At 55.0% G+C, this 22,962-nt stretch carries 19 protein-coding genes; 10 read left to right on the plus strand and 9 right to left on the minus strand.

What is annotated here, in order from left to right:
• Nucleotides 1-48: 48 nt before the first annotated feature.
• From fdhF to EQV24_RS22810, 3 genes are all read left to right on the plus strand, one after another.
• Nucleotides 49-2,196 (plus strand): formate dehydrogenase subunit alpha, encoded by a 2,148-nt coding sequence (fdhF, locus tag EQV24_RS22800; protein WP_077681898.1) that lies wholly within the window; start codon nucleotides 49-51, stop codon nucleotides 2,194-2,196.
• Between the two features lie 321 nt (nucleotides 2,197-2,517).
• Nucleotides 2,518-2,670: a Hok/Gef family protein gene (locus tag EQV24_RS22805; protein WP_013095084.1), complete on the plus strand. Its 153-nt coding sequence runs from the start codon at nucleotides 2,518-2,520 to the stop codon at nucleotides 2,668-2,670.
• Nucleotides 2,671-2,791: 121 nt separating this feature from the next.
• Nucleotides 2,792-3,466 carry a tetratricopeptide repeat protein gene (locus EQV24_RS22810; protein WP_038418471.1) on the plus strand — a complete coding sequence of 225 codons (675 nt, stop codon included), beginning with the start codon at nucleotides 2,792-2,794 and terminating at the stop codon, nucleotides 3,464-3,466.
• 80 nt (nucleotides 3,467-3,546) lie between these two features.
• On the opposite strand, the gene gltP is transcribed toward EQV24_RS22810, so the two are convergent.
• A complete protein-coding gene (gene gltP, locus EQV24_RS22815; RefSeq protein ID WP_013095082.1) occupies nucleotides 3,547-4,860 on the minus strand; it encodes a glutamate/aspartate:proton symporter GltP in 1,314 nt (437 codons plus the stop codon).
• A gap of 423 nt (nucleotides 4,861-5,283) precedes the next feature.
• Between gltP and acs the strand changes: the two genes are divergently transcribed.
• The 3 genes from acs to actP all read left to right on the plus strand — a co-directional run bounded on the left by acs (nucleotide 5,284) and on the right by actP (nucleotide 9,337).
• A complete protein-coding gene (gene acs, locus EQV24_RS22820) occupies nucleotides 5,284-7,242 on the plus strand; it encodes an acetate--CoA ligase (RefSeq protein WP_130627083.1) in 1,959 nt (652 codons plus the stop codon).
• Between the two features lie 134 nt (nucleotides 7,243-7,376).
• The gene (locus EQV24_RS22825) at nucleotides 7,377-7,691 is read left to right on the plus strand and encodes a DUF485 domain-containing protein (protein ID WP_013095080.1); all 315 of its coding nucleotides are present in this window, start codon (nucleotides 7,377-7,379) and stop codon (nucleotides 7,689-7,691) included.
• A complete protein-coding gene (actP, locus tag EQV24_RS22830) occupies nucleotides 7,688-9,337 on the plus strand; it encodes a cation/acetate symporter ActP (RefSeq protein ID WP_057072544.1) in 1,650 nt (549 codons plus the stop codon). Before EQV24_RS22825 ends, actP begins: the two co-directional genes overlap by 4 nt.
• A 31-nt stretch (nucleotides 9,338-9,368) precedes the next feature.
• On the opposite strand, the gene EQV24_RS22835 is transcribed toward actP, so the two are convergent.
• Together EQV24_RS22835 and EQV24_RS22840 are read right to left on the minus strand one after the other, a co-directional pair.
• A complete protein-coding gene (locus tag EQV24_RS22835; RefSeq protein ID WP_013095078.1) occupies nucleotides 9,369-10,058 on the minus strand; it encodes an LrgB family protein in 690 nt (229 codons plus the stop codon).
• Nucleotides 10,055-10,462 carry a CidA/LrgA family protein gene (locus EQV24_RS22840; RefSeq protein WP_013095077.1) on the minus strand — a complete coding sequence of 136 codons (408 nt, stop codon included), beginning with the start codon at nucleotides 10,460-10,462 and terminating at the stop codon, nucleotides 10,055-10,057. The genes EQV24_RS22835 and EQV24_RS22840 overlap by 4 nt, the downstream gene beginning before the upstream one ends.
• Before the next feature lie 102 nt (nucleotides 10,463-10,564).
• On the opposite strand from EQV24_RS22840, the gene EQV24_RS22845 reads away from it, so the two are divergent.
• On the plus strand, nucleotides 10,565-11,452 hold the full coding sequence (locus EQV24_RS22845; protein WP_013095076.1) for a LysR family transcriptional regulator: 888 nt from the start codon (nucleotides 10,565-10,567) through the stop codon (nucleotides 11,450-11,452).
• Between the two features lie 75 nt (nucleotides 11,453-11,527).
• Here EQV24_RS22845 and EQV24_RS22850 read toward each other — a convergent pair whose 3' ends face one another.
• The 4 genes from EQV24_RS22850 to soxR form a co-directional block, all read right to left on the minus strand.
• Nucleotides 11,528-13,174: a Na+/H+ antiporter gene (locus EQV24_RS22850; protein ID WP_013095075.1), complete on the minus strand. Its 1,647-nt coding sequence runs from the start codon at nucleotides 13,172-13,174 to the stop codon at nucleotides 11,528-11,530.
• A gap of 150 nt (nucleotides 13,175-13,324) precedes the next feature.
• Nucleotides 13,325-14,674 carry a guanine/hypoxanthine transporter GhxP gene (gene ghxP / locus EQV24_RS22855; protein ID WP_013095074.1) on the minus strand — a complete coding sequence of 450 codons (1,350 nt, stop codon included), beginning with the start codon at nucleotides 14,672-14,674 and terminating at the stop codon, nucleotides 13,325-13,327.
• A 298-nt stretch (nucleotides 14,675-14,972) separates the two neighbouring features.
• Nucleotides 14,973-15,644 carry a glutathione S-transferase gene (locus EQV24_RS22860; protein WP_013095073.1) on the minus strand — a complete coding sequence of 224 codons (672 nt, stop codon included), beginning with the start codon at nucleotides 15,642-15,644 and terminating at the stop codon, nucleotides 14,973-14,975.
• A 360-nt stretch (nucleotides 15,645-16,004) separates the two neighbouring features.
• Nucleotides 16,005-16,463 carry a redox-sensitive transcriptional activator SoxR gene (soxR, locus tag EQV24_RS22865; protein ID WP_013095072.1) on the minus strand — a complete coding sequence of 153 codons (459 nt, stop codon included), beginning with the start codon at nucleotides 16,461-16,463 and terminating at the stop codon, nucleotides 16,005-16,007.
• 97 nt (nucleotides 16,464-16,560) lie between these two features.
• Here soxR and soxS point away from each other — a divergent pair, with 97 nt between their 5' ends.
• A complete protein-coding gene (gene soxS / locus EQV24_RS22870) occupies nucleotides 16,561-16,887 on the plus strand; it encodes a superoxide response transcriptional regulator SoxS (RefSeq protein ID WP_013095071.1) in 327 nt (108 codons plus the stop codon).
• A 6-nt stretch (nucleotides 16,888-16,893) separates the two neighbouring features.
• Here soxS and EQV24_RS22875 read toward each other — a convergent pair whose 3' ends face one another.
• The gene (locus EQV24_RS22875; protein ID WP_023622182.1) at nucleotides 16,894-18,459 is read right to left on the minus strand and encodes an EAL domain-containing protein; all 1,566 of its coding nucleotides are present in this window, start codon (nucleotides 18,457-18,459) and stop codon (nucleotides 16,894-16,896) included.
• 557 nt (nucleotides 18,460-19,016) lie between these two features.
• Here EQV24_RS22875 and EQV24_RS22880 point away from each other — a divergent pair.
• On the plus strand, nucleotides 19,017-19,298 hold the full coding sequence (locus tag EQV24_RS22880; protein WP_008503385.1) for a YjcB family protein: 282 nt from the start codon (nucleotides 19,017-19,019) through the stop codon (nucleotides 19,296-19,298).
• Nucleotides 19,299-19,360: 62 nt separating this feature from the next.
• Here EQV24_RS22880 and ssb1 read toward each other — a convergent pair whose 3' ends face one another.
• Nucleotides 19,361-19,885, minus strand: coding sequence for a single-stranded DNA-binding protein SSB1 (gene ssb1 / locus EQV24_RS22885; protein WP_003860284.1), 525 nt, complete (start codon nucleotides 19,883-19,885; stop codon nucleotides 19,361-19,363).
• A gap of 251 nt (nucleotides 19,886-20,136) precedes the next feature.
• Here ssb1 and uvrA point away from each other — a divergent pair, with 251 nt between their 5' ends.
• The gene (gene uvrA, locus EQV24_RS22895) at nucleotides 20,137-22,959 is read left to right on the plus strand and encodes an excinuclease ABC subunit UvrA (protein WP_130627084.1); all 2,823 of its coding nucleotides are present in this window, start codon (nucleotides 20,137-20,139) and stop codon (nucleotides 22,957-22,959) included.
• Nucleotides 22,960-22,962 lie beyond the last annotated feature (3 nt).

The raw sequence follows: 22,962 nt of genomic DNA on the forward strand, positions 1-22,962 counted from the left end.
GCATAAAAGCTGCATTATGGCTGCGAAATGATTAACTGGAGCAGACTGATGAAAAAAGTCGTCACGGTTTGCCCTTATTGTGCCTCAGGTTGCAAGATCCACCTGGTGGTCGATAACGGCAAAATCGTCCGGGCGGAGGCCGCACAGGGGAAAACCAACCAGGGCACGCTGTGCCTGAAAGGTTACTACGGCTGGGATTTTATTAACGATACCCAAATCCTCACCCCGCGCCTGAAAACCCCCATGATCCGCCGTGAACGCGGTGGCAAGCTGGAAGCCGTCTCGTGGAACGAGGCGCTGGACTACGTCGCCACCCGCCTGAGCGCCATTAAGGCTAAATATGGCCCGGATGCGATCCAGACCACCGGGTCATCACGCGGGACGGGTAACGAAACCAACTATGTAATGCAAAAATTCGCGCGCGCCGTTATTGGAACCAATAACGTAGACTGCTGCGCTCGCGTCTGACACGGCCCATCGGTTGCAGGTCTGCACCAGTCGGTCGGAAACGGCGCAATGAGTAATGCAATTAACGAGATAGACAACACCGATCTCGTCTTTATCTTCGGCTATAACCCGGCGGATTCTCACCCGATTGTCGCGAACCACGTTATTCGCGCCAAACAGAACGGGGCGAAAATCATCGTCTGCGATCCGCGCAAAATCGAAACGGCACGTATTGCAGATATGCACATCGCGTTGAAAAACGGCTCGAACATCGCGCTGTTGAACGCCATGGGGCACGTCATTATTGAGGAGAACCTCTACGACCAGGCGTTTGTCGCCACCCGTACGGAAGGTTTTGAAGAGTATCGGAAAATTGTCGAAGGCTATACGCCAGAATCTGTCGAAGCGATCACCGGCGTCAGCGCGCAGGAGATCCGCCAGGCAGCAAGGATGTACGCCGGGGCGAAAACCGCCGCCATTCTGTGGGGCATGGGCGTGACCCAGTTCTATCAGGGCGTGGAAACCGTGCGTTCCCTGACCAGCCTCGCCATGCTGACCGGCAACCTTGGCAAGGCACACGTCGGGGTGAACCCGGTACGCGGTCAGAACAACGTGCAGGGTGCCTGCGATATGGGTGCGCTGCCGGACACCTATCCGGGCTATCAGTACGTGAAGTTCCCGGAAAACCGCGCGAAGTTTGCCAAAGCGTGGGGCGTGGAAAGTTTGCCGGAGCACACCGGGTATCGCATCAGCGAGCTGCCGCACCGGGCGGCACATGGTGAAGTGCGGGCGGCTTACATCATGGGCGAAGATCCTCTCCAGACCGACGCCGAGCTCTCTGCAGTGCGTAAAGGGTTTGAGGATCTGGAGCTGGTGATTGTTCAGGACATCTTTATGACCAAAACCGCGGCAGCGGCGGATGTGATTTTACCGTCAACGTCCTGGGGCGAGCATGAAGGGGTTTACACGGCGGCAGACCGTGGCTTCCAGCGCTTCTTTAAAGCGGTGGAGCCGAAGTGGGATCTGAAAACCGACTGGCAAATCATCAGCGAAATTGCCACCCGCATGGGTTATCCAATGCACTACAACAACACTCAGGAGATCTGGGACGAGTTGCGGCATCTGTGTCCGGACTTCTACGGTGCAACCTATGAAAAAATGGGTGAACTGGGGTATATCCAGTGGCCGTGCCGGGATGAGTCTGAGGCCGACCAGGGCACGTCGTATCTCTTTAAAGAGAAATTCGACACCCCAAATGGGCTGGCACAGTTCTTCACCTGCGACTGGGTTGCCCCCATTGATAAACTCACCGATGAGTATCCAATGGTGCTTTCCACCGTACGTGAAGTGGGCCACTACTCCTGTCGTTCGATGACCGGCAACTGCGCGGCGCTGGCAGCGCTGGCGGACGAGCCAGGTTATGCACAGATCAACACCGCCGACGCTGAACGTCTTGGCATTGAAGACGAAGCGCTGGTATGGGTGAACTCGCGTAAAGGCAGGATCATTACCCGTGCGCAGGTCAGCGATCGTCCCAACAAAGGGGCGGTGTACATGACCTATCAGTGGTGGATTGGCGCCTGTAACGAACTGGTGACGGAGAACTTAAGCCCGATAACCAAAACGCCGGAGTATAAGTACTGCGCCGTACGCGTGGAGCCGATTGCGGATCAGCACGCTGCGGAACAGTATGTGATCGACGAATATAACAAGCTGAAAGCCCGCTTGCGCGAAAGTGCGATGGGATAATGGTATTATTTAATTGATGAATAAAGGGAGTGAAATATTCACTCCCTTTTTATTTCCGCCTAACTCATTAAAAATATCAATTATTAATCTTGAAAGCTGCTCGCAGAAATAATGTAAATTGCACGAAAAAGAATTACATCTTTGCATTTTGATTCAGATGGATAAGATGTGCAGCGGGTGCTTAAGACTTTCTGTCTTGAGCATTGTTGAGGGACAGAAAGTGGAAAGCCCCGGGCAATATTCATTTACCCGAGGCTACCCCTCAACAACCTACAGGTTGAGAGTAGCCTCTTATTCTTTTTTTGACAAGGAGTAAAAGGCATGACGCCATTAAAAACTGCGTTAGGCATTGTCTTTATTATCTGCCTGACGATAGTGATCTTTACCTTTATCACTCGCGGAAAGTTATGCGAACTGACAATAAAGAGTGAACATCAGGAGGTGGCGGCGAAATTAGCCTGCGTTGCAGGCTAACCTCTGCGGGCGGAATGACAGTTCCGCCCGGCTTGCAGGATGCTGAGGTCTTAACGCACCCGTTTTTTTATTCTATGGCCGCGATTATACTGCGCGGCGTGTACCCAGATGATAAGAATCCATGAAACCATTTTTACTGTTGTTATTACTTGTTACGTCGTCCGTCCATGCCGATGAGATTGGCAGCCAGTACAAAGCACAGGCGGAGGCGGGCGATGCACGCGCTCAGTATTATCTCGCCGACACCTGGTTCAGCTCCGGCGACAGCAAGCAGGCGGCGATGTGGGCAGAGAAAGCGGCAAAAGGGGGCGACATCGATGCCATGGCCCTGTTGTCTCAGATCCACTTTACTCAGGGCGATTACGCTCAGGCTAAAGCGCTGGCACAGCAGGCCACGATTGCGGGCAGCAAGCGTGGCGCCATTATGCTGGCACGCGTTCTGGTGAATACCCAGGGTGGCAAAACAGACTACCCGCAGGCCATCAAACTGCTGCAGACGGCCACCGAAGATATCGACAACGACTCTGCGGTAGATGCGCAAATGCTGCTGGGTCTGATTTATGCCAACGGTGTAGAAGTGGCCCAGGACGATGCTCTGGCGGCATCGTGGTTTAAGCGCAGCTCATCTTTGTCACGCACTGGCTATGCCGAATACTGGGCAGGGATGCTGTTCCAGCAGGGCGAGAAAGGCTTTATCACGCCCAATAAACAGAAGGCGCTCTACTGGTTGAACCTGAGCTGTACGGAAGGGTTTGATACGGGATGTGAAGAGTTTGATGCGTTGAGCGGAGAATAAAGTGCCGGGTGGCGGCTTCGCCTTACCCGGCCTACAAAACCCGTAGGCCCGGTAAGCGCAGCGCCACCGGGCTTAGGATGTTACTGGTCAGCCGTCTTATCAAAACGACCCAGCACCTCGCGTTCATACGCCAGCGCTTTTTTACGGTCGAACTTGTGTTCCCACTTGGCGATAACCAGCACCGCCAGCGCGTTTCCAACCACATTCAGCGCCGTACGCGCCATATCGAGGATACGGTCAACACCGGCGATAAACGCCAGGCCTTCCAGCGGAATACCGACACTGCCAAGCGTCGCCAGCAGCACCACGAAGGAGACACCCGGCACGCCCGCGATCCCTTTTGAGGTCACCATCAGCGTCAGCACCAGCACAATTTCCTGCCACAGCGACAGATCAATGCCGTACAGCTGGGCAATAAAGATGGCTGCAATGCTCTGGTACAGCGTCGAGCCGTCCAGGTTAAAGGAGTAGCCGGTTGGCACCACGAAGCTGGTGATAGAAGCCGGGGCACCATAGGCCTCCATCTTCTCAATAATACGCGGCAGCACGCTTTCAGAGCTCGCCGTGGAATACGCCAGAATCAGCTCATCTTTCAGAATGCGGATCAGGATCCAGATGCTCAGCCCACACAGGCGCGCCACAATGCCCAGTACCACCAGCGCGAAGAACAGGATGGCGAAATGCACCAGAATTACCAGCTTCGCCAGCGGCCACAGGGAGGCAAAACCGAAGTTCGCCACGGTTACCGCGATAAGCGCAAACACCCCAACCGGCGCGTAACGCATCACCATGTGGGTCACTTTAAACATGGTTTCAGAGATGGAGCGGAACACGGTGACCAGCGGTTCACGGTGCGTGGCAGGCAGAGAGGAAAGACCCAGACCAAAAAGCACCGAGAAGAAGATGATTGGCAGCATCTCGCCCTTCGCCATCGACGCCACAATGTTAGTCGGCACCAGCGACAGGATGGTGCCCATCAGGCCGTGCGCATGGCTCTGCACTTCAGCGGTCGTACTTTGGTATTTCGAAATATCCACCGTCGCGAGTTGCGACATATCGATCCCGGAACCTGGCTGGAAGACATTCGCCAGGGTAATGCCAAGGATGATGGCAATCGTCGTGATCACTTCGAAATAGAGAATGGTTTTTGCACCGATGCGGCCCAGCTGTTTTGCATCACCGACTCCGGCAATACCGACCACCAGCGTCGAGATGACAATCGGCACCACGATCATTTTGATCAAATGAATAAAGATATCGCCCGCCGGGGAGAGCAAGTTCGCAATCAGCCACTCGCGGCTGTCGCTGTGATAATGGAGATAGCTACCCAGCAGGATACCCAGCACAAGGGCCAGCAGGATTTGCCAGGCCAGGCTGACTTTAACGTTTTTCATAGAAACTGACTTCCTCAATGAAGCGCCCTATTCATGCAGACTGCATGAATATGGAGACATACTGAAAGGGTATGAATTGTGTTGCGTTGGTTTATGGGATTTTTTAACGCGGCGTATGAGTATCATCTGCGCGGTGTGTTGCGCAAGCCTTAAAGAACAACGCATTTCACTACGAAAAGCCGTTATGACGCGAGTTTACGATAATTCTTATAAATAACCATTTGTTATAAAAACGATTTTTTATGCGCAAATGTGAATAATCCGCCCGGTAAATTATTTTTCTTCAAAGTTTCATTCGCTCATTTTTCATACGCTTCAAACAATGCGTGATCTGCCGCCCAAATAATAAACAAAGCTTGTAAAGCCCCTACTATTAACGTTTTTGCGACATATTATTAACATCTTACAAGGAGAAAAAAAGCCATGAGCCAAATACACAAACACGACATTCCCGCTAACATTGCGGACCGTTGCCTGATCAACCCGGAGCAGTACCACGAAAAGTATCAGCAATCTGTCTCTGATCCTGACGCTTTCTGGGGCGAGCAGGGCCATATTCTTGACTGGATCAAACCTTACCAGAAGGTGAAGAACACCTCCTTTGCGCCGGGTAACGTTTCTATTAAATGGTATGAAGACGGCACGCTAAACCTTGCGGCGAACTGCCTCGATCGCCACCTTGCCGAACGCGGTAACGAAACCGCCATTATCTGGGAAGGCGACGACACCTCTCAGAGCAAACATATCTCTTATAAAGAGCTGCACCGCGACGTGTGCCGCTTCGCTAACGTGCTGCTGGACCAGGGCATTAAAAAAGGCGATGTGGTCGCCATCTATATGCCGATGGTGCCGGAAGCGGCGGTGGCGATGCTGGCCTGCGCGCGCATCGGCGCGATCCATTCCGTTATCTTTGGCGGGTTCTCGCCGGAAGCGGTTGCCGGGCGTATTGTCGACTCGAGTTCGAAACTGGTGATCACCGCCGATGAAGGCGTGCGCGCCGGGCGCGGTATTCCTCTGAAGAAAAATGTCGACGAAGCGCTGAAAAACCCGAACGTCAAAACCGTCAGCAACGTTATCGTCCTTAAGCGTACCGGTGGCAAGATCGACTGGAATGAAGGGCGCGACCTGTGGTGGAGTGACCTGATTGAAAAAGCAAGCGACCAGCATCAACCGCAAGAGATGAACGCGGAAGATCCGCTGTTTATCCTCTATACCTCCGGCTCCACCGGCAAACCGAAAGGCGTACTGCATACCACCGGTGGCTATCTGGTCTATGCGGCCACCACCTTTAAATACGTTTTCGACTACCATCCGGGCGATATCTACTGGTGCACTGCCGACGTGGGCTGGGTCACCGGTCACAGCTATCTGCTGTACGGCCCGCTGGCCTGCGGTGCAACAACGCTGATGTTTGAAGGTGTACCAAACTGGCCAACCCCGGCGCGGATGTGCCAGGTGGTCGATAAGCACCAGGTCAACATTCTGTACACCGCGCCAACGGCGATCCGTGCGCTGATGGCGGAAGGGGATAAAGCGATAGAAGGCACTGACCGCTCTTCCCTGCGCATCCTCGGCTCCGTCGGCGAGCCTATCAACCCGGAAGCCTGGGAGTGGTACTGGAAGAAGATCGGCAACGAAAAATGCCCGGTAATGGACACCTGGTGGCAGACCGAAACCGGTGGGTTCATGATCACCCCAATGCCGGGTGCAACCCGCTTAAAAGCCGGTTCAGCGACCCAACCGTTCTTCGGCGTCCAGCCTGCGCTGGTGGATAACGAAGGCAATCCGCTGGATGGCGCCACCGAAGGCAACCTGGTGATCGTCGATTCCTGGCCGGGCCAGGCACGTACGCTTTTTGGCGACCACGAACGCTTCGAGCAGACCTACTTCTCAACCTTTAAAAACATGTACTTCAGCGGTGACGGCGCGCGTCGCGACGAGGATGGCTATTACTGGATCACCGGGCGCGTGGACGATGTGCTGAACGTCTCCGGCCACCGTCTGGGCACCGCGGAGATTGAATCTGCGCTGGTATCCCATCCGAAGATTGCCGAAGCCGCCGTTGTGGGGATCCCGCATAACATTAAAGGCCAGGCGATTTACGCCTACGTGACGCTGAACCACGGTGAAGAGCCATCGCCAGAACTGTATGCCGACGTGCGCAACTGGGTCCGCAAAGAGATTGGCCCGCTTGCCACGCCGGATGTACTGCACTGGACTGACTCGCTGCCGAAAACTCGTTCCGGCAAAATTATGCGCCGAATCTTGCGCAAAATCGCGGCAGGGGACACCAGCAACCTTGGTGATACCTCAACGCTCGCCGATCCGGGCGTGGTGGAAAAACTGCTCGAAGAGAAGCAGTCCATCGCAATGCCTTCGTAACCTTTTCTCCCTCTCCCTGTGGGAGAGGGCCGGGGTGAGGGCATCAGACCGCACCTTCCTCCCCTCACCCTAACCCTCTCCCCATAGGGGAGAGGGGATAAAACAAACCAACCTTACTTCTGGAGAACTCTGTGATGAATAACGATATTTGTCAGCAGATAGAGAATAGTGCGCACTACAGGGAGCTCGTTGATAAACGGCAACGGTTTGCCTTCTTACTTTCCATCATCATGCTGATTATCTACGTCGGCTTTATTCTGCTTATCGCCTTTGCCCCACACTGGCTGGGTACGCCGCTGCATGAGGGCACCAGCGTCACACGGGGCATCCCGATTGGCATTGGCGTGATTGTGATTTCGTTTGTGCTGACCGGCGTCTACGTCTGGCGCGCGAACGGCGAATTCGATCGTCTTAATAAAGCGGTACTGCGTGAGGTAAAAGCATCATGAAGAGAGTCCTGACGGCGCTTGCCGCCACACTTCCCTTTGCGGCACACGCCGCAGATGCCATTACCGGCGAGGTTCAGCGCCAGCCAACCAACTGGCAGGCGATTATCATGTTCCTGATTTTCGTGGTGCTGACGCTGTATATCACCTATTGGGCGTCGAAACGCGTCCGTTCCCGTAATGATTACTACACTGCGGGCGGTAATATTACCGGTTTCCAGAACGGGCTGGCGATTGCGGGCGACTTTATGTCTGCCGCGTCTTTCCTTGGGATCTCCGCGCTGGTTTACACCTCCGGCTACGATGGTCTGATCTACTCTCTCGGCTTCCTGGTGGGCTGGCCGATCATTCTGTTCCTGATCGCCGAACGCTTGCGCAACCTGGGGCGTTTTACCTTTGCTGACGTGGCTTCGTATCGCCTGAAGCAGGGTCCGATTCGTATTCTCTCCGCCTGCGGTTCGCTGGTGGTGGTGGCGCTGTATCTGATCGCCCAGATGGTTGGCGCAGGCAAACTGATCGAACTTCTGTTCGGCCTGAACTACCACGTCGCGGTGGTGCTGGTGGGTGTGCTGATGGTGATGTACGTCCTGTTTGGCGGCATGCTGGCAACCACCTGGGTGCAAATTATCAAAGCGGTTCTGCTGCTGTTCGGTGCGAGCTTCATGGCCTTTATGGTGATGAAACACGTCGGCTTTAGCTTCAACAACCTGTTTACCGAAGCAATGGCTGTCCACCCGAAAGGGGAAGCGATCATGAGCCCGGGCGGGCTGGTGAAAGACCCGATATCCGCGCTTTCACTCGGTCTGGGTCTGATGTTTGGTACCGCAGGCTTGCCACATATCCTGATGCGTTTCTTCACCGTGAGCGATGCCCGCGAAGCGCGCAAGAGCGTCTTCTACGCCACCGGGTTTATGGGTTACTTCTACATACTGACCTTTATCATCGGTTTTGGCGCCATCATGCTGGTGGGAGCGAACCCGGCATTTAAAGACGCGGCGGGCGCGCTGATTGGCGGGAATAACATGGCGGCAGTGCATCTGGCAGATGCGGTAGGCGGCAATCTCTTCCTCGGCTTTATCTCAGCCGTGGCCTTTGCCACCATCCTTGCCGTGGTGGCCGGGCTTACGCTTGCCGGAGCATCTGCGGTGTCGCATGACCTGTACGCGAACGTGTTCCGCAAAGGCGCAACCGAGCGTGAAGAGCTCAAAGTCTCCAAAATCACCGTACTGATTCTGGGTGTGGTGGCGATCCTGCTGGGGATCCTCTTCGAGAAGCAGAACATTGCCTTCATGGTGGGGCTGGCCTTCTCAATTGCGGCGAGCTGTAACTTCCCTATCATCCTGCTCTCCATGTACTGGTCTAAACTGACCACCCGTGGCGCAATGGTAGGCGGCTGGCTGGGGCTGCTGACCGCGGTGATTCTGATGATCCTCGGCCCGACGATTTGGGTGCAGATCCTCGGTCACGAAAAGGCGCTCTTCCCGTATGAGTACCCGGCGCTGTTCTCAATCGCCGTGGCGTTTATCGGTATCTGGATCTTCTCTGCAACCGACAACTCGCCGGAGGGGAACCTGGAGCGTGAGAAATTCCGCGCCCAGTTTATCCGCTCACAAACCGGCCTGGGCGTGGAACAAGGCCGCGCACACTGAGTCTTGATCCCCGGCCTTCGGGCCGGGGAGTTCAGAACATCACCCACGCCACCAGCGGCGCAATCAGCACCATCAACACGCCGGAAAGCATCATCACCAAGCTTGCTACAACCCCCTCCTGCTGACCCAACTCATAAGAGCGTGCCGTTCCCGCGCCGTGTGACGCCGCGCCAAATCCCGCCCCTTTTGCCAACCCTTCACGGATAGAAAGCCGCAGAAATAGCATGTCGCCTACCGCCATACCGAAGACACCGGTGACAACCACGAACAGCGCCACCAGATCCGGCTGTCCGCCGAGCGGTTTAGCGGCTGCCAGCGCAAATGGCGTCGTTACCGAGCGCACGGCCAGGCTACGCTGAATTTCATCGGGCAGCGTAAACAGCCGCGCCAGCCAGACGGAGCTACAGACCGCCACCACCGTGGCGGTAATCACCCCCGCGCTGAGCGACATCCAGTGACGTTTAATGATATTCAGGTTGTCGTACACCGGCACCGCAAAGGCGATGGTGGCCGGCCCCAGTAGCCACAGCAACCAGTGGGATTCACCAATGTAGTTTTGCCAGGAGATATGGCCAAAAACCAGCATCAGCACCAGCAGGATCGGCGTGAAGACCAGCGGCATCAGCGGCAGCGCGTGAAAGCGACGATACAGGCGTTTGTTGGCAAAGTAGATAACCAGCGTGGCAATCAGGCACAGCACGCTTATCTGGAAGTTAGTCATGTTTTTTGCCTGCGGATCTCGAAGCGATAAACCTTGTCCACCACCCAGGCGGTGGCGCCCAGCACCATCAGCGTGCTCAGAGCGATGACCGCGAAGATCCGCCAGCCGTCCACCATCAGCAGTTGCGCATAGTTCACCACCGCCACCACGGCAGGAACAAAGAACAGCAACATCTCTGCCAGCAGCCAGCGCGCGCCGGCACGCACCCAACTAAGGGGGATAACGCGGCAGAGAATGAGCGTCAGCATCAACACCATCCCCACCAGGTTGGCAGGCAGCGGCAGATGCAGCCAGCCGACAAGATATTCCGCAAAAACAAACAGTCCCGCGTAGAGCAGTACCTGAACCGGTACCTGGAGTCGTTGCACAACGGCAGGCGTAACACGGCTTAACGCCACGGCCATGGGGGTTTTCCTCAAAAATGAGACGAGACGCCAGTATAGTGAGCGCACGGTATGGACTGAAATGAATTAAAATCATCGAAGGTATAGTTTCGAGGAATAATCATGGACATAAGAACGCTGCGCTATTTTGTCGAAGTGGTTCGCCAGCAGAGTTTTACCCGCGCAGCGGAGAAGTTATTTGTTACCCAGCCCACCATCAGCAAAATGCTGAAAAACCTCGAAGATGAACTCAACTGTACCCTGCTGATCCGCGACGGACGCAAGCTGTTGCTTACCGATACCGGGCGCGTGGTGTTTGAACGTGGCCTGGCGATCCTTGCCGAGTTTCGTCAGCTGGAAGCGGAGCTAGACGATATTAACCACCTGACCAAAGGGGTGCTGCGCCTTGGTATTCCGCCGATGGTCGGGATGATGATGGCCGGGCCGATTAGCCTGTTTCGCCAGCGTTACCCCGGCGTTGAACTCAAAATTTCGGAGTTTGGTGGATTAACCGTCCAGCAGGCCGTAACCAACGGCGAGCTGGACGTCGCCATGACAGCCCTCCCCGTTGAGGAAGAGAGCGGTCTGGCGACGCTTCCGCTCTTTAGCCATCCGCTGTGCGTGCTGGTTCCCCGCTCCGGCGACTGGCTGAAGCGAGACTCAGTGAAACCTGAACTGCTCGGTGAATACCCTCTGCTGATCTACAACGAAGATTTCGCCCTCAGCCGCCAGCTGATGACGCTGTTTAATCAACATAGCGTGAAGCCGCGCATTGCGGTGCGCAGCGGCCAGTGGGATTTTCTGGCAGCGATGGTGCAGGCAGGCGTGGGGATTGCCATTCTGCCGCAGCCGATTTGCGAGCGTCTGGATAAAAACACGCTGCGCTGGATCCCACTCGAAAGCGATTTGCACTGGCAGCTGGGGATGATCTGGCGAGAAGGGATATATTTGTCGCACAGCGCCCAGGCGTGGCTGCAATGTTGTGAGGGATTTTGGGTGCCCTCACCCTAACCCTCTCCCACAGGAAGAGGGAACCGATCGCGCACGTAGGCCCGGTAAGCGCAGCGCCACCGGGCAAAAACAGCGTTACTGATTCTCTATCAACAACGCTTCCAGCAGATCCAGATCGTGCAGCAGCTTTTGCAGCGTCTCGTTGCTGATCTGCCGCGTGGCGCGCAAGTGGTACAGCTCGGCACGCTCGGAGCGCAGCGCCGCCAGACGGAACCGGCGCTCCAGGTTCTCCTCCTGCAGCGAGCTTTCCACATCGTTACGGCCGTCAGCCCGGCGACGCAGATTACCAATCACGCGTGAGCTCACCTCCGTCAGCAACTGATTGTCGATGTTCTCTTCGGCATCGGCGGCCAGGCGCTCTTCCATTTTCTGAATAGCGACAATCGCCACTTCGGCAGTGGCAGCGCGGGCAATCCGCTCCTCTTTATGCTGCTGCGTAGCGTCCCCGGCGTCGATATGCTGCAGCAAAATCGGCAGCATAATCACACCGACAAACAGTGAGAACAGGATCACGCCCGCCGCCAGGAAGACCAGTTCATAACGCGCCGGGAAGACATCGCCCGTCGGCAACAGCAACGGAATGGAGAGCACACCGGCCAGGGTAATCGCCCCGCGTACCCCCGCAAAGGAGGCAATCAGCAGCTCACGCGTGGTCCACGAACCAAACTCCATCGGCTTTTTCTTCAGGAAGCGCACGCTGAAGTTTTTCATCGTCCACAGCCAGCCGAAGCGCACCAGCATCAGCGCCATGTAGATCAGCACGATGTCGGTAAAGAGCATCCAGACTTCAACGTTCGGATCGGCCTCCGCCGCCACCAGAGAGGATTCCATAATGCCCGGCAGCTGCAGACCCAACAGCAGGAAGACCATGCCGTTGAAGACAAATTCCAGCATTGCCCAGGTGCTGTTTGCACGCAGACGCATGGCCAGCGGCGCGCGGCGCATTACGCCGGAGCGGGTGATGGTCATCCCTGCCGCGACCGCTGCCAGAATGCCCGACACGCCAATGTGTTCGGCAATCAGATAGGAGGCAAACGGCAGCAGGAACAGCAGTACGATCTGCGTTGCGGGTTCATCACCGCCCCAGCGGCTGAGGAAGCGCAGCGAGCGGCCATACAGCCAGCTCACCACGAAGCCCGCCAGGATACCGCCAATAGCAACCTTAAAGAATTCCAGGGTCGCGCCACCCACGGTAAAGATCATCGTTCCCATCGCGACGGCCACGGCGAACTTCAGGGCAACCAGACCGGAGGCGTCGTTCATCAGCGCCTCTCCCTGTAAGATGCCCATGATTTTCTTCGGAATCCGCCCTTCACCCACTATGCCGGACAGCGCCACGGCATCGGTTGGCGACAGGACTGCGGCCAGCGCAAAAGCGGGGATTAACGGGATCCCCGGAACCACCCAATAGATCAGGAAACCAATCCCGACCACGGTCACGACGACCAGCGCCAGTGCCAGACCGAAGATCTCGCGCCCATGTTCCAGAAACTCGCGCGTGGGTGTTTTCCAGCCATCGGCAAACAGCAGTGGCGGGATAAACAGCACGAGGAACAGTTCCGGGTCGAACTCAACGTGCAGGCCAAACGTCGGCCACGCCAGCAGCGCGCCGATGGCAATTTGCATTAATGGCAGGGGGACCTGAAAGGGCAGTACGCGTGTAACCACCCCGGATAATGAGACCACAAGGGTCATGATGAGTATTGTGAAAAAGATTTCCATGCGTTCCCTGTTTGCTGTGTTACTTATGTACTACGGAAGGCGTCGTGCCTTTTATTCTATCTTCCCCAGAGTAACGCAAAAGGCAACGGGATGAGTCCTGAAAATAAAAACGGGCGGCCTGAGCCACCCGTTTTCGCATCAAAGGACAATTTAGATTGCCCAGCCGCCCGCGTAGAACACCACCAGCGCAACGGCGATAACCACGGTGCCGATGTTCAGCTTGCGCCACTCACCGGAGACCAGGCGACCAATCACCAGCGACGCGAAGCCGATCATGATGCCGGTCACGATGTTACAGGTCAGCACGATAAATACCGCAGTGATCAGGCCTGACATCGCGTCCACAAAGTCCGCAAAGTCAATTTTCGCCACGTTGCTCAGCATCAGCAGGCCGACGTACATCAGTGCCGGAGCCGTAGCGTAGGCTGGCACCAGATAAGAGAGCGGAGAGAGGAACAGGATCAGCAGGAACAGCACACCAACGGTAATGGCGGTCAGGCCAGTTTTACCGCCTGCCGCGGTGCCCGCAGCGGACTCAATATAGACCGCAGCCGGAGAAGCCCCTACCAGACCCGAGAAGACGCTGCTCAGGGAGTCGGTGGTCAGCGCTTTGCCACCGTCGATAATCTGACCGTCTTTATCCAGCAGGTTCGCCTGACCGGCCACCGCACGGATGGTCCCGGTGGCATCAAACACCGCCGTCATCACCAGCGCCAGCACGCTTGGCAGGATCACCGGGTTCAGCGCGCCGACAATATCCAGGCTGCCAATCAGGGAGTTACCGTTGTCATCGCTCAGTGACGGCATGGCAAAAATACCGGAGAAATGCACGGTCGGATCGAAAATCAGGCCAACAATGGACACACCGATAATGGTCAGCAGAATGCCGCCTGGGACTTTCAGTTTTTCCAGACCAATAATCACCGCTAGGCCAATCAGGGACATGATCACCGGGAAGCTGGCGAAGTGACCCAGCGCCACCGGCAGACCGTCCAGCGGGTTCTTAATGACCAGACCCACGCCATTGGCGGCAATCAGCAGCAGAAACAGCCCGATACCGATACCGGTGCCGTGTGCTACGCCGTGCGGCAGGTTGCGCAAAATCCAGCTACGAATACCGGTTGCCGAGATAATGGTGAACAGCACGCCCATCAGGAAGACGGCGCCCAGGGCAACCGGTACGCTGATGTGTTGGCCCAGCACCAGGCTAAACGCGGTGAAGGCGGTCAAGGAAATGGCACAGCCAATCGCCATCGGCAGATTCGCCCACAGCCCCATTACGATGGAGCCAACACCGGCGACAAGACAGGTTGCAACAAAGACCGCTGCCGGTGGGAAGCCTGCTTTACCGAGCATGCCCGGCACAACGATGACGGAGTACACCATTGCCAGAAACGTTGTCAGACCGGCAACGATTTCCTGGCGCACGGTGCTGCCGCGAGCAGAAATTTTAAAGATGGCGTCAAGTGAACCGCCGGTACGCGCGGATGGCGTAGACATAGAAAACATCCCCTGAGAGTTTTTATAGAAAGTCCGTAAGCGTGGTGGAGACTCCACTGCCAGCAAAACGTCAAATCCTTGTGCTGCGTTTGCGACGAAAAGGGGCGTCACAAAAAAAGCAAACGTTTAGCTCCGCGCTTACAAAACGGGTGGTCAAATTTAGGCAAACGATTATCCAGCCTAATCACCGCCCTTTTCAACTGAACTTTCTCGTTTTTCGCTAAATTTCCCTTATGACGATGAAGAAATAAGCAGAGGATGCGCAAACGTTATCGTTTATGCGCAATGGGGTTACAAATTACGCCTCGCCAGGGATCGTTAACGGCCCACCTTGTTCCAGGGTTCTCTGCCAGGCAGGACGATTTTCGACCTTTTTCTTCCAGGCATGGGTGTGCGGAAGATCCTCGACACCGCCGCGTGCCAGCAGAGCAAAAATCGGGAAACTCATCTGAATATCGGCCATGCTGAGAGTCTCTCCGGCAAACCAGCTATTTTCAGCCAGGTGAGATTCAATAAAACGCGCGTGGGTTTCGAGCTGGGGGTTGAGATAGGCTTTTTGCACGCCCTGACCCAGCGCTTTCCCCAGCGTTCGTATCCCAAACGGCACGGGCGGTTTACCGAGGCTGCTAAATACCAGCTTCATTAACAGCAGCGGCATAAGAGAACCTTCTGCATAGTGTAGCCAGAAGCGGTATTGCACCTTATGGGCAGGATCCAGCGGCTTAAGCTGCGATTCTGCGTCGTAGGTTTCCTGCAGATATTCCAGAATGGCACCGGATTCAGCAAGGATCAGCCCATTGTCTTCAATGACCGGTGACTTGCCCAACGGATGCACGCGTTTAAGGGACTCGGGAGCCAGCATCGTTTTTTCGCGCTGGTAGTGAACAATCTCATAGGGCAGAGAAAGTTCTTCCAGAGCCCAGATCACGCGGTGTGAGCGCGACTGGTTAAGGTGATGTACCGTGAGCATAGAGGTCTCCTGTTATTCATACTTTTTAACTATAGAAAATTGAACAACACCGCGAAAAATATTCGTCAAAAAAGCGGCCCCGGTGACTGGCTAAAAAGCGGCCCTTACATAGAATTAAAGTGTCAGCACAAACCGGAACCTCCTCAACCAGCTCGACATGAGGGGTGCTGATGTCGGGGGAAACCCTCCCGTGAGCCAGCGGGATAGAGAGAAAGACAAAGACCGGAAAAAACTAAAGCGCCCTTATGTGGCGCTTTAGTTCTTTATTATGCTTTTTGCCGGATGGCGCTTCGCTTATCCGGCCTACGTTCTCGGTTTTGTAGGACGGGTAAGGCGCAGCCGCCACCCGGCAAACAGATCTCAATCCTCTTCCAGCAGCCGCGCCCCCGTCCCCTGTTCGCCCAGTTTGTCACCGGGGTTGCGTAATGGGCAATCGCTGCGCGACAAACAACCGCAACCGATGCACCCGTCAAGTTCGTCACGCAGCGCCACCAACGTATGAATACGCCGGTCCAGCTCCTCTCGCCACTGGGATGACAGCTCTTTCCACTCTTTCGGGCTCAGCGTGTGGCCTTCCGGTAACACGCCGAACGCCTCACCGATGGTGGCCAGGGGAATTCCGATTCGTTGCGCAATTTTAATAATCGCCACGTAGCGGAGCACGTCACGGGTGTAGCGCCGCTGGTTTCCGGCGTTACGAATGCTTTTGATTAACCCTTTACTTTCATAGAAGTGGAGCGCCGATACTGCCACACCGCTTCGCTTAGCCACTTCACCCGGGGTCAAAAGCGCTTTTATTCTCGGCAATCTCTTTTCCATAAAACCTCTTTACCTCAAGTTAACTTGAGGAATTATACTCCCCCACAGAGAAAACGACGAATCAACCAGGAAAGTTGTATCTACAGAGGGCAACCTTATGTCGCATCAGCAAATTATTCAGACACTTATTGAATGGATTGATGAACATATCGACCAACCGTTGAACATTGATGTGGTCGCGAAAAAGTCGGGCTATTCGAAATGGTATTTACAGAGAATGTTCCGGACCGTAATGCACCAGACGCTGGGTGAGTACATTCGTCAGCGCAGGTTACTGCTGGCAGCGCAGGCGTTACGCTCTACGCAGCGGCCTATTTTTGATATCGCGATGGATCTGGGGTATGTGTCGCAACAAACCTTTTCCCGCGTGTTTCGCCGCGAGTTTGACCGCACGCCAAGCGATTACCGTCACCAGTTGAATTAAGGTTTATCAGTGCAAAGGTTGCTGCTGCCAGGTCATAAACTCCTGGGGCGGCATCGCTTTCGCGAAGTGCCATCCCTGACAGAACTGTACGCCGCGCTTCAACAACCAACTTACCTGCTCGGCAGTTTCTACCCCTTCCGCAATGGTTTTGAGCCGCAGGCTCTGCGCCATCTCGATAATATGCTCGGCGATAAGATGGCTGGTGCTGTTGGTGGTTAAGGTGTCGATAAAGGATTTGTCGATTTTCAGAATATCGACATTCAGCGAGTAGAGATTATGCAGGTTCGAGTAACCTGTACCAAAATCGTCGATTGCCACTTCATAACCCGCCTGACGAAAAGCCTGGATAACCGGCGTAGTTTTCGGCACATCAATAAAACCGCGCTCCGTCACTTCGATTTTGATCTGCTGCGCACGCACGGCATAGTGCCGCGCTTTGTCGGAAATCATGGCGATCAGCCGCGAAGAGTGAAAATCCGTCGCCGACAGGTTGATCGAAATATAGAGGTCAGGATGCGCGGCCAGGAAATGGCCCAGATCGCTGAAGACCTCTTCTACAACATAATCCGTGATGCGTTCACTCATCCCCTCTTTTTCCGCCAGCGGGATGAATTCCGCCGGGCTCATGACAGGCCCGTTAAAACCAGGCCAGCGCAACAATGCCTCTGCCCCCACGCACTGATTATTCTTGATATCGATGATTGGCTGATAATGGACACAAAGCTGACGTTTATTCAGCGCCCGATGCAGCAATCGTCCTGGGGAGTTCAGCTCACGGTGGGTGCGCGACCAGACCAGCAAAATAATGATGCTACAGATCATTCCCAGCGGCAGCGTCAACGTCGCCTGATGGTAGAGCGTTTCATAGAAGCGTTTATTCGACGTTGAAACGATGGCGGCAATCGGGCGTTTATCCGATTTTACCACCGTATAAAAACGGTCATCTTTTTGAAATACCACGTCCTTATCCCGAATCATCGAGTTTAATAAAGAAACGTTGGCTTTCTGACTGACGGAAAAGAAGGCATTCGTTACCGTATCGTACACGCCCCATGAGAGAGAGTGATCGGTGGACATCACTTCACTGTACGAGAGTGGATTAACCACCACGACATAATTCCCGCGCTGCATATATGTCATTTTATAGCCAGTGAAAAATGGCGTATCACGGTAATAATAGATAGCGATATCAGGTTTTCGGATGTAATTAGCGGGGGAGATCGCATAAGGCCGATCCGGGGTAAAAATGGATGAACAACGAAAATTCTGGCCTTCGGCATAAATTAAATCAGCGATGAACAGACGGCCGCGAACCACGTTCAACATATATTGCCGATGTGACGGCGTACAAACTTTACCCTGATATTTTTCCGCTTCGGCCCGGGCCAGATCAACCTGTTCAATAACCAGTTCAGTTTTGTCTAAAGCCAGTTCAGCAAATGTGCGTAACTGCGCGCTTGTTTCCGACACCGCTCTTAGCTGGGCAAACCATAGCGCAAGCATCACCGGCAGCATAACTACCATGATGATCCCTACCACTCTGAGCATCTTGCGCCGCGCGCTACGATTCATTTCCCGCCCTATATCCCTGCATGTTGTACGCCTGTAGTAATGAAGGCCGGATGCTTTGATAAACAGGTGATTACGTTGCATGAATCATGCGAAGTTAGCAACTGACTTTTAGTATTAAAAATCTTAAATTTCGTTATGACGATAATATTTGTCCGTAAGCTAAACTAAAAGTATTCGTTCCGTTTCTATTAAGGGAAATATTTATCCAGCCTGAACGGGTGTAATTTGATCAATGTTTTATAAACGTTCTGCTATTACCACATTATTTCCAGGATCAGCAGAGAATAAGGCTTCATTTATAAAAAGGCATCGCTGGGAACGCCGTTGCCCTCCTCTACTCGGCCAAAGGAGGTTGCTCCCGGCACGTGGTGGGTTCGCATCCGCCGATGTCGAAGGCAACCCCATCCTGCCGCCTCTCTTTTTCAGCGTAATAAAATCCCCAATCTGCTCGCACAGGCACTGGCGAATAAATCAACAAATGTGATATAGTTCACACATATCATGTAACGAGAAACACTGTTTCATTCAGTTCGTCTGTTTTGGAGAGGATGGGTTTTATGGCAACCATTACGACCAGCATGGTTCTCCTGCGCTGGCCTTTGTTGAGTGCGGTACTGATGTTTTTAGCCAGCACGCTGAACATTCAGTTTCGTAAATCTGACTACGCGGGTCTTGCGGTCATCAGTACGCTGTTAGGACTGGGCGCGGCTTGCTGGTTTGCAACGGGTCTGCTTGGTATCACCCTGCTGGATATTGCCGCCGTCTGGGAAAATATTAAAGTAGTGATGGTTGAGGCAATGAGCCATACGCCACCAGACTGGCCGATGGTAATTACCTGATACCTGACTGAATAAAAAACCCAGACCGATGTCTGGGTTTTTATATTTTGCATATCCGTGAATCAGAACGGAATATCGTCGTCGAAGTCCATTGGCGGTTCATTAGACGGTGCCGGTGCGGACTGCTGCTGCGGGCGAGACTGCGCGCCGCCGCTGAACTGGTTGCCGCCCTGTGGCTGCTGAGGCTGGCCCCAACCGCCCTGCTGCTGGCCGCCACCTGCTGGTGCGCCGCCGCCCTGACGGCCTCCCAGCATCTGCATGGTGCCGCCAACGTTTACCACCACTTCAGTGGTGTACTTTTCCTGACCGGATTGATCGGTCCATTTGCGGGTACGCAGTTGGCCTTCAATATAAACCTGAGAGCCTTTACGCAGATACTCACCGGCCACTTCTGCCAGTTTGCCAAACAGCACAACGCGGTGCCATTCGGTCTGCTCTTTCATCTCACCGGTCGCTTTGTCACGCCAGGATTCGGAAGTAGCCAGCGTAATGTTGGCAACTGCGCCACCACTCGGCATGTAGCGTACTTCCGGGTCCTGGCCCAGATTACCGACGAGAATCACCTTGTTTACGCCTCTGCTGGCCATGTTCGTGTCTCCTGAATACGTTTCTTAATAGTGTAAACGCGCGAGTGTACCATTTCCACGCCTCAATTTGCATAGTTGCGTGGCGGGTTCAGAAATCTCTCGCGAACTCGACATTGTTACACAGCTAATCAGAAAATGCATTCCAATACTGTATATTCAAACAGGTTAAATTGTGTCATAATTAGCCGTTTCTGACAGCCGTTTGTCCTTCAAACAAACCAGGCAATCCGTGTTCCAACCGGGAAAGGTGAATGGATAAGATCGAAGTTCGGGGCGCCCGCACCCACAATCTCAAGAATATCAACCTCATAATCCCTCGCGACAAACTCATCGTCGTGACCGGGCTTTCGGGGTCTGGCAAATCCTCACTGGCTTTCGACACTCTGTATGCCGAAGGACAGCGCCGTTACGTTGAATCACTCTCTGCGTATGCGCGCCAGTTCCTGTCATTGATGGAAAAACCGGATGTAGACCATATCGAGGGGCTTTCGCCTGCTATCTCTATTGAGCAGAAGTCCACCTCCCACAACCCGCGTTCAACGGTCGGTACCATTACCGAAATTCATGACTACCTGCGTCTGCTGTATGCCCGCGTAGGAGAGCCGCGCTGCCCGGATCACGACGTGCCGTTGGCGGCGCAGACCGTGAGCCAGATGGTGGATAACGTGCTGTCGCAGCCAGAAGGCAAACGCCTGATGCTGCTTGCCCCAATCATTAAAGAGCGTAAGGGCGAGCACACCAAAACGCTGGAAAACCTGGCAAGCCAGGGGTATATCCGCGCCCGTATCGACGGCGAGGTGTGTGACCTGTCCGATCCCCCGAAGCTGGAGCTGCAGAAAAAACACACCATCGAAGTGGTGATTGACCGCTTTAAAGTGCGTGACGATCTGGCGACCCGTCTGGCGGAATCCTTTGAAACCGCGCTGGAACTCTCTGGCGGTACGGCGGTGGTCTCCGATATGGACGACCCGAACGCGGAAGAACTGCTCTTCTCCGCCAACTTTGCCTGCCCGATTTGCGGCTACAGCATGCGTGAGCTGGAGCCACGTCTGTTCTCCTTTAACAACCCGGCGGGAGCCTGCCCGACGTGCGACGGCCTGGGCGTACAGCAGTATTTTGACCCGGACCGCGTGATCCAGAATCCTGAACTGTCGCTGGCTGGCGGTGCGATCCGTGGCTGGGATAAGCGTAACTTTTACTACTTCCAGATGCTTAAATCGCTGGCAGAGCACTATAAGTTCGACGTGGAAGCGCCGTGGGCCAGCCTGAGCCCGAACGTGCACCAAGTGATCCTGTTCGGTTCCGGTAAAGAGAACATCGAGTTCAAATACATGAACGATCGCGGCGATACCTCCGTGCGTCGCCACCCGTTCGAAGGGGTGCTGCACAACATGGAGCGCCGCTACAAAGAGACCGAATCCAGCGCGGTGCGCGAGGAGCTGGCGAAGTTCATCAGCAACCGCTCCTGCGCCACCTGTGAGGGCACGCGTCTGCGTCGCGAAGCGCGCCACGTGTTTGTCGAAAACACGGCGTTGCCGACCATCTCAGACATGAGCATCGGTCACGCAATGGACTTCTTCAACAACCTGAAGCTCTCCGGCCAGCGGGCGAAGATTGCCGAAAAAGTGCTGAAAGAGATCGGCGACCGTCTGAAATTCCTGGTGAACGTCGGCCTGAACTACCTGACGCTTTCCCGCTCCGCAGAGACGCTGTCCGGCGGTGAAGCCCAGCGTATCCGTCTGGCCAGCCAGATTGGCGCGGGCCTGGTGGGCGTCATGTATGTCCTGGACGAACCGTCCATCGGCCTGCACCAGCGCGACAACGAGCGTCTGCTCGGAACGCTTATTCATCTGCGTAACCTCGGCAACACGGTGATTGTGGTCGAGCACGACGAAGATGCTATCCGTGCTGCCGACCATGTGATCGACATCGGCCCGGGTGCGGGCGTGCACGGCGGCCAGGTGGTCGCGGAAGGCACCCTGAAAGATATCATGGCGGTGCCAGAGTCGTTAACCGGCCAGTACATGAGCGGCAAGCGCAAAATTGAGGTGCCGAAACAGCGCGTGGCGGCGAACCCGGAAAAAGTGCTTAAGCTCACCGGCGCTCGCGGCAACAACCTGAAAGACGTGACGCTGACGCTGCCCGTCGGGCTGTTTACCTGTATCACCGGCGTATCCGGTTCCGGTAAGTCGACGCTGATCAACGATACGCTGTTCCCGATTGCGCAGACGGCGCTGAACGGCGCGACGCTGGCCGAACCTGCACCGTACCGCGACATTCAGGGGCTGGAACATTTCGATAAAGTTATCGACATCGACCAAAGCCCGATTGGCCGTACGCCGCGTTCCAACCCGGCGACCTATACCGGCGTCTTCACGCCCGTCCGTGAACTCTTCGCCGGTGTACCGGAAGCGCGTTCGCGCGGCTACACGCCAGGACGTTTCAGCTTTAACGTTCGCGGCGGCCGCTGTGAAGCCTGTCAGGGCGACGGCGTGATCAAGGTTGAGATGCACTTCCTGCCGGATATCTACGTGCCGTGCGACCAGTGCAAAGGCAAACGCTATAACCGTGAAACGCTGGAGATTAAATACAAAGGCAAGACCATCCACGAAGTGCTGGATATGACCATCGAAGAGGCGCGCGAGTTCTTTGATGCCGTTCCTGCGCTGGCGCGTAAGCTGCAGACGCTGATGGACGTAGGCCTGACCTACATTCGTCTGGGACAGTCAGCGACCACGCTCTCTGGGGGTGAAGCGCAGCGCGTGAAGCTGGCGCGTGAGCTATCCAAACGCGGAACCGGGCAGACACTGTACATTCTCGATGAGCCGACCACCGGTCTGCACTTTGCGGATATCCAGCAGTTGCTCGACGTTCTGCATCAGCTTCGCGATCAGGGCAACACTATTGTGGTCATTGAGCACAACCTGGACGTGATTAAAACCGCGGACTGGATTGTCGATCTCGGCCCGGAAGGCGGCAGCGGCGGCGGTGAAATCCTCGTCTCCGGTACGCCAGAGACCGTTGCAGAGTGCGAAGCCTCGCACACCGCGCGCTTCCTTAAACCGTTGTTGTAATTG

It is taken from the genome of Enterobacter sp. A8 (assembly GCF_004296595.1).
Classification (GTDB): Bacteria; Pseudomonadota; Gammaproteobacteria; order Enterobacterales; family Enterobacteriaceae; genus Enterobacter; species Enterobacter cloacae.